The organism is Martinezella rhizogenes (assembly GCF_027460065.1).
GTDB classification, from domain to species: Bacteria; Pseudomonadota; Alphaproteobacteria; order Rhizobiales; family Rhizobiaceae; genus Agrobacterium; species Agrobacterium rhizogenes_C.
Map to the genome: position 1 here is coordinate 37,010 of NZ_JAPYZZ010000003.1, position 14,216 is coordinate 51,225.

At 59.5% G+C, this 14,216-nt stretch carries 13 protein-coding genes; 4 read left to right on the forward strand and 9 right to left on the reverse strand.

Features of this window, described 5'->3' with window-relative positions:
* Window positions 1-13: 13 nt before the first annotated feature.
* Together sfnG and msuE are read right to left on the reverse strand one after the other, a co-directional pair.
* Window positions 14-1,117 (reverse strand): dimethylsulfone monooxygenase SfnG, encoded by a 1,104-nt coding sequence (sfnG, locus tag O8B93_RS06775; RefSeq protein ID WP_269709075.1) that lies wholly within the window; start codon window positions 1,115-1,117, stop codon window positions 14-16.
* A 22-nt stretch (window positions 1,118-1,139) separates the two neighbouring features.
* Window positions 1,140-1,730: an FMN reductase gene (msuE, locus tag O8B93_RS06780; RefSeq protein WP_269709076.1), complete on the reverse strand. Its 591-nt coding sequence runs from the start codon at window positions 1,728-1,730 to the stop codon at window positions 1,140-1,142.
* Window positions 1,731-2,041: 311 nt separating this feature from the next.
* Here msuE and O8B93_RS06785 point away from each other — a divergent pair, with 311 nt between their 5' ends.
* A complete protein-coding gene (locus O8B93_RS06785; RefSeq protein ID WP_269709077.1) occupies window positions 2,042-2,422 on the forward strand; it encodes a hypothetical protein in 381 nt (126 codons plus the stop codon).
* An 85-nt stretch (window positions 2,423-2,507) separates the two neighbouring features.
* Here the strand turns inward: O8B93_RS06785 and O8B93_RS06790 are convergent, their stop codons facing one another.
* The 5 genes from O8B93_RS06790 to O8B93_RS06810 all read right to left on the reverse strand — a co-directional run bounded on the left by O8B93_RS06790 (window position 2,508) and on the right by O8B93_RS06810 (window position 8,865).
* A complete protein-coding gene (locus tag O8B93_RS06790) occupies window positions 2,508-3,317 on the reverse strand; it encodes an inositol monophosphatase family protein (protein ID WP_269709078.1) in 810 nt (269 codons plus the stop codon).
* A 27-nt stretch (window positions 3,318-3,344) separates the two neighbouring features.
* Window positions 3,345-4,406 carry an ABC transporter ATP-binding protein gene (locus O8B93_RS06795; protein WP_269709079.1) on the reverse strand — a complete coding sequence of 354 codons (1,062 nt, stop codon included), beginning with the start codon at window positions 4,404-4,406 and terminating at the stop codon, window positions 3,345-3,347.
* A complete protein-coding gene (locus O8B93_RS06800; RefSeq protein WP_269709080.1) occupies window positions 4,403-6,634 on the reverse strand; it encodes an ABC transporter permease in 2,232 nt (743 codons plus the stop codon). The genes O8B93_RS06795 and O8B93_RS06800 overlap by 4 nt, the downstream gene beginning before the upstream one ends.
* A gap of 78 nt (window positions 6,635-6,712) precedes the next feature.
* The gene (locus tag O8B93_RS06805) at window positions 6,713-7,738 is read right to left on the reverse strand and encodes an ABC transporter substrate-binding protein (RefSeq protein ID WP_269709081.1); all 1,026 of its coding nucleotides are present in this window, start codon (window positions 7,736-7,738) and stop codon (window positions 6,713-6,715) included.
* Between the two features lie 98 nt (window positions 7,739-7,836).
* Complete coding sequence (locus O8B93_RS06810) at window positions 7,837-8,865, reverse strand: ABC transporter substrate-binding protein (RefSeq protein ID WP_269709082.1); 1,029 nt, start codon at window positions 8,863-8,865, stop codon at window positions 7,837-7,839.
* 217 nt (window positions 8,866-9,082) lie between these two features.
* Between O8B93_RS06810 and O8B93_RS06815 the strand changes: the two genes are divergently transcribed.
* Window positions 9,083-9,829, forward strand: coding sequence for a response regulator transcription factor (locus O8B93_RS06815; RefSeq protein ID WP_269709083.1), 747 nt, complete (start codon window positions 9,083-9,085; stop codon window positions 9,827-9,829).
* Entirely contained in the window at window positions 9,826-11,955 is a 2,130-nt protein-coding gene (locus O8B93_RS06820) for a sensor histidine kinase (protein ID WP_269709084.1), read from the forward strand. The genes O8B93_RS06815 and O8B93_RS06820 overlap by 4 nt, the downstream gene beginning before the upstream one ends.
* A 78-nt stretch (window positions 11,956-12,033) precedes the next feature.
* On the opposite strand, the gene O8B93_RS06825 is transcribed toward O8B93_RS06820, so the two are convergent.
* Window positions 12,034-13,092: a DMT family transporter gene (locus O8B93_RS06825; protein ID WP_405049040.1), complete on the reverse strand. Its 1,059-nt coding sequence runs from the start codon at window positions 13,090-13,092 to the stop codon at window positions 12,034-12,036.
* On the opposite strand from O8B93_RS06825, the gene gcvA reads away from it, so the two are divergent.
* The gene (gene gcvA / locus O8B93_RS06830; protein WP_269709085.1) at window positions 13,091-13,993 is read left to right on the forward strand and encodes a transcriptional regulator GcvA; all 903 of its coding nucleotides are present in this window, start codon (window positions 13,091-13,093) and stop codon (window positions 13,991-13,993) included. The two genes, O8B93_RS06825 and gcvA, sit on opposite strands and share 2 nt — an antisense overlap.
* A gap of 29 nt (window positions 13,994-14,022) precedes the next feature.
* Here the strand turns inward: gcvA and O8B93_RS06835 are convergent, their stop codons facing one another.
* Window positions 14,023-14,199, reverse strand: a complete 177-nt coding sequence (locus O8B93_RS06835) for a hypothetical protein (RefSeq protein WP_269709086.1) — start codon at window positions 14,197-14,199, stop codon at window positions 14,023-14,025.
* Window positions 14,200-14,216: the final 17 nt, after the last annotated feature.

Genomic DNA, 14,216 nt, shown 5'->3' on the forward strand with positions numbered 1-14,216 from the left:
CTGATCTGCAATCTTACTCCGCAGCGATTGCTGCGCTGATCTCCGCCTGCTCCAGTTCGCGCACGAGCGGGATGACATGCTTGCCGAAATACTCGACTTCTTCCTGAAAATGCAGGAAGCCTAGCAGGATAAGGTCAGCACCGGCGCGCTTGAGGTTCACCACGCGCTCAGCCACCTGCCGCGGCGTCCCGATCAGGTTGGAGCGGAAGCCGTCATTATACTGAACGAGATCGTCGAAGCTGGATTTCGCCCAATTGCCCTCGCCTTCCGGGGAGGACTTGCCGGCATTTTTCACCTCGTGACCAAAGGCATTGACCGCCTCCGGATTGGCCTTCTCGATGATCTCGGCAAGCACGGCCCTCGCTTCTTCCTCGGTCTCGCGCACGATGGCGAAGGCGTTCACGCCGACTTTGACCGCGTGGTTGTTTTCCTTGGCCTTGGTCCTGATATCGTTGACCTGCTTGGCGATTTCCTCCGGCGTATTGCCGTTGGTGAAATACCAGTCAGATACGCGGGCCGCCATATCGCGGGCCGCACGCGACGAACCGCCCTGGAAGATTTCCGGCTGCGGGTCGATCGGCTTTGGCTTCAGGGAGTAGTTATTGAAGCGATAGAAATCGCCGCGGAAGGTGAAATTGTCTTCGCTCCAGATGCCGCGCAGAGCCCGGATGAACTCTTCCGAACGGCGGTAGCGTTCGTCGTGATCGAGCCACGGTTCGCCAATGGCGTGAAACTCGCCGCGGAACCAGCCGCTGACGATGTTAACTGCAACACGACCGTTGGTGAGATGGTTGATCGTGGCAATCTGCTTGGCGGCAAGCGCCGGGTTCCAAGGACCGGGCAGGATGGCGGCGATGACCTTCAGTGTCGTCGTCGATTCCAGAAGAGCGTGACTGAAAGACACGGATTCATGCTGGAATTCGGCGCCGTAGCCGGCGGTGAAGCGGATCTGGCTCAGCGCGTAATCAAAGCCGCTCGCTTCGGCGATCTGCGCGAGCTTGCGATTGTAATCGATGGTCCAGCTGGTGCGCTGCTCAATGTTCGAGATGACGAGACCGCCGGACACATTCGGCACCCAATAGGCGAATTTCACGGGCTCGGCGTGGTGTTCAGTCATGGGAATCTCCTCTTTCCTGATGTCAGTTGGCGACCGCGTCGCGCAAAACGACGCGTGGGGCCGGATGATGATTGCTGGCAGCGACAGCAGCGGTCGGCAAAAGGTTGAACAGTTCTGCAACGGCACGCTCGATACGTGCTTCGACGGCTGGGTTCGAAAGCGCGTAGTCGGTGAAGTCGGCTTCAACGGCATAGACCGTCGTTGGCACGGTAACGGCGCCAAAAAAGCCGAACAGCGGCCGGAACTGATGCTCCAGCATGAGGCCATGCAGCGGCGTACCGCCCGTTGCCGCAAGGACCACGCGCTTGCCCTGAAGTGCACGGAAATCTACGAGATCGAAGAGATGCTTCAACGCACCCGTATAGGATGCGCGGTAGACCGGCGAGCCGACTACAAGCACATCGGCACTTTCCACCACATCAATAATCCTGCGGCCGGCCTCATCCAGTTGATCCGCGCGAAGAGCCCGGAACAGGACCGGCGCCGCGACAGCCAGATCGATCGTATCAGCGGAGACGCTCGCTCGTCTTTCGATCGACGCCAAGATGTCCGAGACAATACGTGCCGTGCGTGATGGTTGTTTTACGCTGCCGCTTATTCCAAGTACGTTCATCGCTTGCCTCGCTCTTCTCGTCTTTAATTTCTATGGTTTTAGTAGATAATCAAAGATGCAAATTCCAAATTGCGGGCAATTTGAGGAAACCAATCTCGTACATTTGCTCTTTGGCGCAATGGACTGGACAGGCGGAGTAAGCGACGTTTCTCTATCGATTGCTGGCAAGGGTTGCCCGCCCACGGCGTGCCGAAACGCGACTATTCGGCACGACTACGGCCTCAATAGCCTTCCACAATTCATCACGCGGTTTTTGGATAGCGACGACACCAGCCAGAAGCGCTAAAATACTTCAAATCGATCGAGACGCCATGAATGAGGATCAGGACTTGAGGATCATCACAGGAACTGGATTTGCCGCGGCCGCCCTGCTCTTTACGGCTTCAGGCGCCTTTGCCACGCCGACCTATCTCAGTTGTGAGTTTGCCGGCTCGAAGGGTGTCCCTCAGGTGTTCAATTTCGCCCTCGACGAAAAAGCCGGGACGTTTGGAGTTTATGTCCCCGCTTCTGGAAGCGAGAGAAGGGAAAAAGGCATCTTTGCCGATGGGAAAGCGAGCCTGAACGAAGGCTCGGTGGCTTGGGAGATCGACATCGCCAAGGCTACAGTCATTCGTGACAAGCGCATGGTTGGCGAGAAGGACAGTGGCACTTGCAAGACGATCTCGCAGGAGCAGAGCGGCTTTGAAGAGTGATTATCCGTCTGGCGGCGGGCGATCAGCGGCCAATCGGTGACCGCTGATATTTGTTGGCAGTGAGAGTGGGGCGAACCGCCCTGCTTCACATGGCCAAAGCAGCCTGATGAATGGCTGCCAGCTCTTCGTAACAGGAGATGTTGCTGGCCAGGACAGGCTGCCCTTCGAACAGCTTTTCGCCTTCCAGCGAAAACGGCATGGAACGGCCACCAGCCTCGTTGACAAGGCAGAAGCCGGCCATACAATCCCAGGCGCGCATATGGGGCTCGTAATATCCGACAAGGCGTCCTGCCGCGACATAGGCAAGCATCAAGGCTCCCGAGCCGTTGCGGATGAAGTTTCCGCCCCGGGTCAACACATCGCTGATGATGTGACCGACGCGCTGCGGCGTGACATAGTTATTGCTGCCGATGCCCGTCAGCGCGTTCTGCAGGTTCCGTGATGGATCGAGTTGCAGGCGTGCACCATTGAGGGTCGCGCCATGGCCCTGTGCCGCAGCGTAGATTTCCTGCGCACACGGGACCTTGATGACGCCGACGACCGGAGCGCCGTCACGGATGACGGCAATGGAAACGCACCAGCTTGGCATGCCATTGACGAAGGGGGCGGTGCCATCGATTGGGTCAACGACCCAGGTGTAACCGGACTTGCCGTCTTGATAACCGTGTTCCTCACCGAGGAAACCATCATCCGCGAAGGCTGCGGCGACGCGCTCGCGCAGCATGGTCTCGACGTTGCGGTCTGCAATGGAGACCACGTCCTGCAGATCGCGCTTTGTCTCGATCACGAGGCTGTCGCGCTTATTGAAGTAATCGAGCGCCATTAAACCGGCCTCTTCCGCCAGCGTCTCTGCCAGCGCGAAGCGTTGATCGAGACCGTCAGTCTGTCCTGTCATTTCCATTTTCCTTAAGTCCATGAGTCTTCAAGCGTCAATGAGGGCTATGCCACGGTTTTTGAAATTGAGTGTGACATCGCTCGTTTCGCGTTGCGTGTGGTTCATTTCATGATCGACGATGAAGAGCGTGCCGACTTCGGTCTCGACTTCATATTCGATGTGGCCGCCGAGATAGGCCGTGTGCAGCACGCGGCCGGGCATGCCGCTGCCGCCCGCCGCGCCGATGGTGATGGCGCCGGGACGCACGGCAAGCTTGGCGGTGCCGGAACGCGGGCCGCGGCTTCGAACCCGATGTTCCATATTGCCAACCCGCACGAGGGATTCCTCACCCGTCTGGGACACCACTTCGCAGGACACCACGTTCGCCTCACCCATGAAATCGGCGATGAAGGAGGATGCGGGTGCCTCGTAAAGTTCGCGGGGCGCGCCGGACTGGGCGATTTCCCCCTCCTTCATGACGATGATGCGATCCGACACCGCCAGCGCCTCATCCTGATCATGCGTCACATAAACGGCGGTGAAACCGATCCTTTGCTGAAGCTCACGGATATCGGTACGCACGCGGCGGCGCAGGCGCGCATCGAGGTTCGACAAGGGTTCATCGAGAAGCAGCACCTGCGGCTCCAGCACGAGGGCGCGGGCAACCGCGACGCGCTGCTGCTGGCCGCCGGAGAGTTCCGCCGGCAGGCGGTGGCCCATGCCCGCAAGTCCGACAAGCTTGAGCCCTTCTTCGGCCTTCTCCCGCGCCTCGGCCTTTTTCAGGCCCGAGGACTGGAGGCCGTAGGCGACATTATCCAGCGCGCTCATATGCGGAAACAGGGCATAGGACTGGAAGACCATCGAGACATCGCGCTCGTTGGCGGGAAGCATGGTGACATCCTTGCCGCCGATGAGAATGCGGCCGGAATTGGGATGTTCAAGGCCGGCGAGCATGCGAAGTGTCGTCGTCTTGCCGCAGCCGGAGGGCCCAAGAAGGGTGACGAGCGTGCCGGGCTCGATGGTCAATGACAGATCTGGAATGGCAGTGAATGCGCCGAAGGTCTTGCGGACGTTTTCGAAGACGACGGAGCCCGGTTTGACGGTGATCATGCGATTTTCTCCTGAGGGTGAGAAACGGATTTGGCTGCATCGAGGCCCGCGACGCGGTTTTCGCGCCGCAGACGTCTTTCGCCGACGATGAGCTGGAAGCCCGCGATGACAGTGATCATGACGACGATCAACATCGAGGAATAAGCGATTGCGACACCGTATTCGCCGTTTTCAACGAGGCCGACGATATAGGACGTCGCCATGTTGTATTGGGCGCTGACGAGGAAGATCACCGCACTGATGGACGTGATGGCCCTGACGAAGGAATAGACCAGAGCCGCCCTGATGGCCGGGCGCAAGAGCGGCAGCACCACCAGGCGAATGGTGCGGAAGCTGTTTGCCCGGAGTGTGAGCGAGGCCTCGTCGAGGCTTTTGTCCAACTGGCTCATGGCCGCAATGCCGCCGCGCACGCCAACCGGCATGTTGCGGAAGACGAAGCAGGCAATGAGGATCAGTGCCGATCCCGTCATTTCGAGCGGCGGCAGGTTGAAGGCCATGATGTAGCTGATACCGATGACCGTGCCGGGAATGGCAAAGCTCATCATCAAAGCGAATTCGAACAGATTCCTGCCGGCAAATTTCTGCCGGACGATGATATAGGCCGTCAGCAGCCCGACAGCCGCGGTGAGCGGAGCGGAAATCAGGGCGATCTCCATCGTCGTCCAGAAGGAATTCCACGCGACGCCCGTCCAGGCAATCGAACCATTGCTGAGGCTGACGGAGAAAGCGCGGACGTAATGTTCGATCGTCAGCGTGTTATCCAAACCCCAGGTCTTCACGAAACCGCCGACGAGGATCATGCCATAAACGACGATGGTGAAAAGCATCCAAGGAACGACAAGCGCGTGTACCGCAATCGACATGGATTTAGGGAGGGCGGCATGCGCGCCGCTGTCGCCCTTGCCGGTGACGGTGGCGAAATTCTTGCCGGCCAGCCAGAAGCGCTGGGCAATGAAGGCTGACAGCGTGAAGCAGAGCAGCACGATGGCGAGGACTGCCGCGCGTGACGGGTCATTCTGCGAGCCGACGACGGCGAAGAAGATTTCCGTCGAGAGAACGCCGTGGCTGCCGCCCAGCACCAGGGGATTGCCGAAATCCGCCATGCTTTCGATGAAGCCGATCAGAAACGCATTGGCAAGTCCCGGCTTCATCAGCGGAAGCGACACGCGCCAGAAGGTGCGCCAGCGGTCGGCGCGCAGCGTTTGTGATGCCTCTTCCATCGACGGGCTGACGCCCTCGACGACACCGATGAGGACAAGGAACGAAATCGGCGTGAAGGACAGGACCTGCGCGATCCATATGCCTGTCAGGCCATAGAGCCAGCGACCCGGCTCGATACCGAAGACGTTCGACATGAATTCGGTGACGACGCCTGCGCGGCCGAAAAGCAGCGTCAGGGCAAGGCCGATGACGAAAGGCGGCGTGATGATCGGCAGGATCGTCAGCAGCCGCAGGCCTTTCTTGAACGGAAAACGCGTGCGGGTGGCGACCAGCGCAAAGGCCAGTCCGAGGATGGTCGATCCCGCCGCCGTCATGATGGCGAGGAAGAGCGTGCGCCATGCGACACCGCAGCGGCCGGCACCGACGACACAGTCTAGGCTCCAGATGCCGGGATCGCGCATGTTGCGGATAAATCCGTCGGGATTGAACGAACCGTCAAAGTCCTGAACCGCGCCCACCATCATGCTGCCGATGGGATAAAAGACGAAAACGCAGACCAGGAACACGAGCAGCGAAATAGAGGAGACGACAAAGACGTCGCCCTTCATGAAGCCCCGTTCGGCAAGACCAAAGGAAATGAAGAGCACGAAGACGAAAGCCATCGTCACGGCGCCGGCGCCCATGGAGGGCTGGCCGTCGGCCATGGCGCCGAACAGGCTTTCAGTGGCCTGCCAGGTCCATCCGCTAAAGCCGATCGCCAGCCCCTGAAGCACGAGGAAAGCAAGCCCGAAAGCGCCGGCGGCCACAAGAAGCCTGCCGCGCAGGAGAGGATCGGACAGCGTGCGCGCAACGGCTCCCAACAGAAAGAAGATCAGCACGCCGAACAGCCAGGTGCGGCCTTCGGTTATCATCTGGAGAATGCCAGGCGCGACCTGCGATGATGTCGGAAAATCCGATAGCCATCCAAGGCCGAAGAAGCCGCTTTCGATGCGGTACCACGGCACCAGCACCAGGGCAGCAAGGCCCAAGGCCAGAACAATATCCAGCCTGCGATTGCCATGGGTCATGGTCAACCTCACAAAATTGAGTGTGTGGGAAAAAGGCTGCCTTCGTCATTGAGAAACGAGGGCAGCCGACATGGGAAATCAGTTGGCGGCGGCGCCGACGTCCTTGTCCCAGCGCTCCAGCAGGGCCTTGCGCTTTTCAGGATCGCCATAGGTCTTGAAGTCGTAATTGATCAGCTTGATATCCTCGAAGCGCGGCGCTTCCTTCGGAATTTCGGCCGTCTTGTTCGACGGAAGCTGGAACGACTTCGCATCCTTCATGCGCGATTGAACGTCCGGCTGCAGCGCCCAGTCATACCAGGTCTTGGCGTTTTCGAGATTGCGCGCACCCTTGACGATGGACATGGAGCCGATTTCGTAGCCGGTGCCCTCACACGGCGCGACCGACTTTACCGGAAAGCCTTCCGCCGTCTGCGCCACGGCATCATGCATGAAGACGATGCCGACAGCCGTTTCGCCGCGCGCCGCCGCCTTGACCGGCGCCGAGCCCGACTTGGTGTATTGCGAAATATTGCCGTTGAGCTTCTTCAGGTAATCGAAAGCCTGATCTTCGCCCATGATCTGCACCAGCGAGGCAAGCGCGGTATAGGCCGTGCCAGAGGAATTCGGGTTGGCGATCTGGATTTCGCCCTTCAGTTCGGGTGCGAGGAGATCAGCCCAGCACTTGGGTTCCTTGTAGCCCTTCTTCTTGAAGATATCCGTATTGTATCCCCAGCCGAGCGCACCGGCATAAACGCCGACCGTCTTGTAACCGGCACTTTCGGCCTGGTTTTTCGCCCAGTCCTGCAACTGGTCGAGCATCTTCGATTTATATTCGAGCGTCAGGTTTTCAGAAGCCGCCTGAAGATGCGGATCGCCGGTGCCGGCCCACCACAGATCGGTCTTCGGGTTGCGCGCCTCGGCGCGGATCTTGGCGTAAGCCTCGCCCGAGGACATGCGCACCATGTTGACCTTGATGTCATGGCTCTTTTCGAAGTCACCCTTCATCTGCTCGCAGATCACCACATCAGCGGCACAGATGAGATTGAGGTCGCCGGCGGCATGGGCCGGGACGCTCAAGAGCGTGGTGCCCGCCAGAAGCAGGCTGGATATGATCGTCAGTCGCATGATTTCCTCCATTGTTTGCGTCTGAATAGGTCTGCGGACATGGCTTCGCCGTTCGACATGCCGGTGGCTGTCGTCCTGGTCCGCTTCAAGTCGTCTGGTTATTGGCTGGGGGGATGTACTTCCGTATCAAACCGCCGCAAAAGCCGCCCCCGTTCTTCCGGTGTGCCGAAGGTCGCAAAGTCATAATCGACCATCTTGATCAGGGAAAGATCGGGCGCGCCTGCCGGCAATGCGGCCTTCGCGTTTGATGGTACCTGGTTCTGCCCCGCAGCAGCCCCGGTGGCCTGACCTTCCGGGCTCAGCGCGAAGTCCACGAACCGACGGGCTTCCTCCCGGTTTTTCGTACCCCTGACAATGCTGACCGCACCGATCTCATAACCGGTTCCCTCGCAGGGAGCGACGATGACGAGGGGTGCACCCGCCTCCTTCTGCGTGACGGCATCATGCATGAACGATATGCCGATCACTGCTTCTCCGCGCGCCGCCGCCTTGACCGGTGCCGAGCCCGCCTTGGTATATTCGGCCACGTTCTGATCGAGCGCCTTCATGTAGCTGAACGCCTCCTCCTCGCCGAAGAGCTGGACGAGGGTCGCGAGCATGGTGAAGGCGGTGCCCGACGAGTTCGGATTGCCGGCCAGAATTTTACCGCGATAGGTCTCACTGATCAGGTCTTTCCAGCAACTTGGAACCGGAAGCCCCTGCCGCTGCAGAAGGTCGCTATTATAGGCAAAACCGAGCGCTCCCGCATAAATGCCGGCAGATTGCCCACCCGACATGGTGTAGAAATTCTGCGCCCAGGGAAGAACCTCGGTTTCATTCTTCGAGGCATAGGCCTCCAGCAGCCCTTCGGATGCGGCCTGCAAATGAGTGTCACCCGTACCGGCCCACCAGACGTCGACCGTGGGGGCGTCCTTTTCTTTTCTGACCTGTTCAAGAATTTCGCCGGTGCTCTTGCGGACCATGATGGTCTGCACGCCGGTTTTCGTCTCGTAAGCGCGCTGCATCGCCGCGCACCAGGCATCATCCGCTGCGCAGAGAATGTTCAGCCGTCCATCGGCTTGCGCCCCGGCAGTGCCGAGCGCCCACAGGGCTAAACCGGCGCTGAATGCCGCAAGCGATGCTTTCACCTTGTCCTCCCATGGAACCTCCCCGTTCCATTCTTGACGACAATCATGCCAGAACGACGAATTTCAGCAATCCATTGAATGGTTACCGATTTTTCAACGAAAGACACCTGCGGGCGAGATTGGTTACGAATATTACAAATGTAACACGACCGGTCATCATCGAGCTTTTGAATATTTCATTGCTCTTGCATATGATCGGTGATGGGAGGACTTCATCGTGCAGAAACAGAGGATCGGGATACTGATCGTCGAAGACGATCCTGATATGGCCGAGCTGATTGCCGATCTTGTGGAAGCCGAAGGCTGGTCTCCGCTTGTGGTGCACTCGGCGGAAGATGCCGCGGCGACACTGGGACGCGAACACATCCATCTCGTGCTGCTGGATCACAACCTGCCCGGAATTTCCGGCAGAACCTTCGCCCAGCGCATCCGCAGCGAGCTGGGGCTGAATGTCGGCATCGTCATGGTAACAGCCGCTGGCAGCGCAACCGAGCGCGTGCTGGGTCTGGAAACCGCCGCAGACGACTATGTCGTCAAACCTTTCGAGCCGATTGAACTGACGGCACGGATCAAGGCCGTTCTGCGGCGCATCGCTCCGTCCCTCAAGGTCGAAAAGGAGCCGGAGCGCGAAAACGAAATGAATTCGCTGAGACTGGGAGACTGGGCGGTCGACCTTTCAGGGCGGCGCGCCGTCTGCCTCGCAGATCGCAGCAGGACGCTGACGACGGCCGAATTCGCGCTTTTGGAGATCCTGGCGGAAACGCCGAACAGACCGGTCAGCCGATCCCATATCCTCGATCGCCTCGGCGCGGAAAGCGACCGCTTCATCGATCGCAATGTCGATGTTCTGGTGCTGCGCCTGCGCCGGAAGATCGAGCGCAACCCGGATCTGCCGCAACATATTCAGACACGCAGAGGCAAGGGTTACGTCCTGCATACAGACAGTGCCGAGCCGCAATTGTGATCAACAGGCTCTTCCTCCAGTCAATCGCGTTTCGTCTGCCCTTTGCCATCGTCTTCATATGCTCCTCGGTCTTCATCCTATCTGCCGTGGCAATCTACGGCCTGCAGAAGGCGAAAACCGAAATGGCGACTTACAGCCTGCAGGCCTTCTCCAGCCTTGCGCGCGCCTCACTCGTTTCGCGACAGGTGGCTGATCTCGTTTCCAGCGCGCCGCTGCTGATGAATGCAACGTCTCCTTACCGCGTATCGAGCGAAAGCCGCGCCGTTGTTGCGCAGGTGGACAGCCTTCTCGAGACCATCGCCCAATACAAGAAGGCAGAAACGCAGAACGCCATTCCAAACGACGATATCGTCGAGCTACTCCAGGCCATTCGCCAGCAGACCCTGTCGCTTGCGGCGGATGCGGACGCCGCCCAGCAGCACAAGGCAGAGGCGGCAGCCGCACTCGGCGAAATCGCAACGGGTCAGGCCGTTACCGAAGGCGCCCTTCGCCAACGCCTGAACGCCATTGTGCAGGCTGCGGCCAATTCCGCCAGCCTGTTCCAGCTGGGTGAATTGCAGCGCCGCTTCACGTCGGAAACCGGATATTTCATGAATGAGCCGGCTGCGATGGATAACGCCGGAGCCGAAGGTCTTGTGCCCTACAAACGCGTGTTCGACGCCCAGACGCAATATCTTCTGGAAATGTTCGCGATACAATCCTCCGTATCGAAACTCCACGTCGTCTCCCGCAACCTTTCCCACGCCACCGAAACGCAGAGCGAAGCCGTCGCGCACAGATTGACGCAAGGCCTCGCCTCGGCTTCGGCGGCGCTCACCCGGCTGATCGTGATGGTCGCGATCGCCTTTGTCGTCGTCATCATTCTTTCGACCCTCTCCATCCGCTCCGTCATGCGGGTCTCCCATGGCATAACGGCACTTTCAGGCGGCATGAATTCCCTCGCAAATGGCGAGCAGAATGTCAGCCTGCCCACCTATCGAGGCTCGGAAACCGAACTGATACGCCTGTCGGACGCGTTTCACGCCTTCAAGGACAGCGTTGACCGCGTGTCCCGTCTTCGTCGCACGGCGGAAGCCGCGGCCCGGACAATCCGCTCCACCTTCCGGACCATGAATGAGGGTATCGCGCTGTTTGACGCCACCGGCCAGCCCATCACCATGAACAGGCGCATCATCGAGCTTGTCGGAAAGCGCGGCGGTTATTCCAGGAAGCTGCCGTTGCGCGCCTTCATCGAAACGATACCGGAGATCGATCCGGCGCTCTTGCCCTCTTCCGACGATCCCGGCGGGCTTGCCAGCCGGATCACCGTGCGCCACCGCACGCAGGACCAGCAGGTCACGGAAATTGCCGTCTCCCGGCAACCGGACGGCGGCATCGTGCTGCTGGCCCGCGACGTTACAGCGCTCGACCGCCAGGAGGCAGAGGCTGCAAAGGCGCAGCGGCTCGACGGCATCATGCGCATGACCCATCAGCTCAGCCACGAAGTCGGCAACATGATCGGAATCATTACCGGAAGCCTCGGGCTTCTGGAGCGGGAAACAGGTTTCAGCGAGCGCCAGCAGCGCAACATCAACCGCATCCGCAAAGCCGCCGATCGTGGCCGCCAGCTTGCCAGCAGCATGCTCTCCATCGGCAGCCAGCAGCCGATCCACCCTGCCTATGTGGATGTCGCCTCGCTTTTGAAGGGAATGGTGGATGTTCTCGAAATTGCGGTCGGTACGCGCAACCAGATCAGCCTGCGCCTCCAGGATGATCTGCCAAGGCTGGCGCTGGACGCCGCCCTGTTCGAGCAATCCATTCTCAACCTTTGCCTCAACTCAGCGGCAGCCATGCCGGGCGGAGGCGTCATCATCATTGCGGCGCAGACATCGGACAATGCAGTCGAGATTTCGGTGGAGGATAACGGACACGGCATGGATCAGGACGCGGTTGACCGCGCTTTCGAACCCTATTTCACCACGCGTGCCCAACAGGGCGGCACGGGCCTTGGCCTCGCCATGGTCTACGGTTTCATGCGCCAAAGCGGCGGTGATGCCAAAATCATGTCGCAGCCCGGTTGTGGCACGCGTGTATCCCTGACATTTCCGATTTTCAGCGAGCAGAACGCCGCCGATTACCAGCCATGATCGTCAACCTGTCCAGATGAATGGAAAAACGCTTTCGCTGGCGGATCGCTTTGTGTCGGCCAATGGGCCATTCGTTCGTCACACCCGATCGGAAACCGTTTTGTTGTTGGAGACAGCCAGCGCAAGGCCGATGAGTATGACCCCGACCCCGGCGGCGAACAACAGGCCGAGCTTGTCTCCGAACATGAATGAGGCGGCAGTAATCCCGAACACCGGTTGAAGATATTGCACACTTGCCGCGACACGGGCCGGGACAGCCCGCAGAATGTATAGCCAGAGCAACAATCCTGCCACGGTTACCATGACCCCGAGATAGATCGCAGCCCAGATCGCCTGCGTGCTGATCTGGTACGGCGTGGTCGACATTTCGGAAGCGGCAAGGGGAAGAATGGCGAGAAGTCCAGCTACGGCATTCCATGCCGCGACCGGCAATGTTCCATATCGTTCTGCCAGTTCGGCGCTCCAGATGTAATAGAACGCTATGGAGACGGCTGAAACGAGCATCCAGGCAACACCAGAGGTTGTTGTCTTTGACAGATCGTCAACTCCGGAGCCGCTCCCTATTGCCACAAGTCCTATCCCGCAGAACGCCGCAAGGAGGCCGGTCCAGTGCCGGCCTGCTACCGGCTGTCCCAGGCGCAGGGCCGCGAAGATGACCACGAAGATCGGGATCGTCGCAGAAACAATCGTGCCGACAGAGGCCGAGGTTCCCTGCACGCCGAAGGATTGGGCCACATTGCCAAGCGTTATGCCCATGACCCCCAGCGCGATGATGCTCGGGACAGCGCGCAACGGCACCCTTAACCTTCCTGCGGCCATGACCAGCAATAGCGGAACGGCGATCATGAAGCGCAACGCCGTGAACATGAGCGGCGGGACTGTTTCGAGCCCCAGCTTCGTGATCGGGATCGACAGGCCCCACATCACGGCAAGAACAAGCATTGCCAGAATATTCCTCGTGGAGGCAGCTGTCTTGAAGGCGCTGGCGCTGGCCGGAAGGGCCGTATCATTGGGCATGATCAGTTTCACCCGTTGGCAGGAGTGTGTACTCATGTCATTCATATGATCCGGCAATGCCCTGCCGACAAACGATAACTTCTCACAGGACGCGTGAGCATACATCACGCATTTCGCCATGGCCGATCTTTTACCTCCCTTGCAGACCCTCCGCGCCTTCGAGGCGACGGCACGGCGCCTGAGCATGACGCTGGCAGCGGAAGAACTTTTTCTCACGCATGGCGCGGTCAGTCGACAGATCAAACTGCTGGAAGAAAATCTTGGAGCACCGCTCTTTCGGCGCCTGACCCGCAAGATCGAGCTGACGGAGGCGGGTGTTTCGTTTTTCGGCGTGGTGACGCGGCTCCTGTCGGAGCTGTCGCGGGAAGCCGAAGCGATCAGGAGCCGAAGCGACACGCAGCGTCTCGTCATCAGTTGCGGTGTTTCCTTCGCCAGCAAATGGCTGACACCGCGCCTTCACAGGCTGATGGCACTGCATCCCGAATTCGACGTGCATCTGGAAGTGACGGATACATGGGTGGACTTCACCAAGGGACAGGTCGACATCGCTCTCCGATATGGAGCGGGTGAGTATCCCGGTGCCACGGCGGAGCGGATCATGAACGAGACGGTCTCACCCGTCTGCGCACCTGATTATCCTGAAAAACTGGACGGGCTTTCCGACCCTTCGGATCTGGAGAAATGTCAGATGATCCACGAGATCGGCATGACGGCAACCTGGGAGCGGTGGTTCGCGATGATGAAGCTGCCTTATCCCCGGATGCGCGGTCCCGGTTTCAGTCACGGCAGCATGTCCATCGAAGCCGCGATCCGAGGGGAAGGCGTTGCGCTCGGGCGAAGTGTTCTGGTCGCCGAAGACCTCGCCCAGGGCCGCCTTGTCGCGCTGTTTCCGGATGCGAAGATGGACGTGGAGCTGGGCTATGACTTTGTTTACAGAAGCGGCACGCAGGATCATCCAAAGGTGAAAGCCTGCAGGGACTGGATTGCGAAAGAGGCGCGCCAGTCAATATCGACGGATTGAATGGCTTTCCCGGGCTCATCACACGTCCATCATTCCAGAAATGTTGTTCCGGCACTTACCGGATCCGGCTCCAGCCCGGCTTCGACCCGATTTTCCGCATCGGCCTGGCGGGGCAACGGCAGCTCAAGCTGGATATTCTCCATCTCGGGCAGGCTTGCGATGCCGTCACGAAGGACAAGGTCTTCATAAGATGGCTTGAACGGCATCGAAATCTCCTGCTTAC

What these genes read in the sequence shown, in the direction of transcription:
- sfnG (WP_269709075.1), bottom strand. Translation starts at nt 1,117, where the DNA reads ATGACTGAACACCACGCCGAGCCCGTGAAATTCGCCTATTGGGTGCCG.
- msuE (WP_269709076.1), bottom strand. Translation starts at nt 1,730, where the DNA reads ATGAACGTACTTGGAATAAGCGGCAGCGTAAAACAACCATCACGCACG.
- O8B93_RS06785 (WP_269709077.1), top strand. Translation starts at nt 2,042, where the DNA reads ATGAATGAGGATCAGGACTTGAGGATCATCACAGGAACTGGATTTGCC.
- O8B93_RS06790 (WP_269709078.1), bottom strand. Translation starts at nt 3,317, where the DNA reads ATGACAGGACAGACTGACGGTCTCGATCAACGCTTCGCGCTGGCAGAG.
- O8B93_RS06795 (WP_269709079.1), bottom strand. Translation starts at nt 4,406, where the DNA reads ATGATCACCGTCAAACCGGGCTCCGTCGTCTTCGAAAACGTCCGCAAG.
- O8B93_RS06800 (WP_269709080.1), bottom strand. Translation starts at nt 6,634, where the DNA reads ATGACCCATGGCAATCGCAGGCTGGATATTGTTCTGGCCTTGGGCCTT.
- O8B93_RS06805 (WP_269709081.1), bottom strand. Translation starts at nt 7,738, where the DNA reads ATGCGACTGACGATCATATCCAGCCTGCTTCTGGCGGGCACCACGCTC.
- gcvA (WP_269709085.1), top strand. Translation starts at nt 13,091, where the DNA reads ATGGCCGATCTTTTACCTCCCTTGCAGACCCTCCGCGCCTTCGAGGCG.
- O8B93_RS06825 (WP_405049040.1), bottom strand. Translation starts at nt 13,092, where the DNA reads ATGGCGAAATGCGTGATGTATGCTCACGCGTCCTGTGAGAAGTTATCG.
- O8B93_RS06835 (WP_269709086.1), bottom strand. Translation starts at nt 14,199, where the DNA reads ATGCCGTTCAAGCCATCTTATGAAGACCTTGTCCTTCGTGACGGCATC.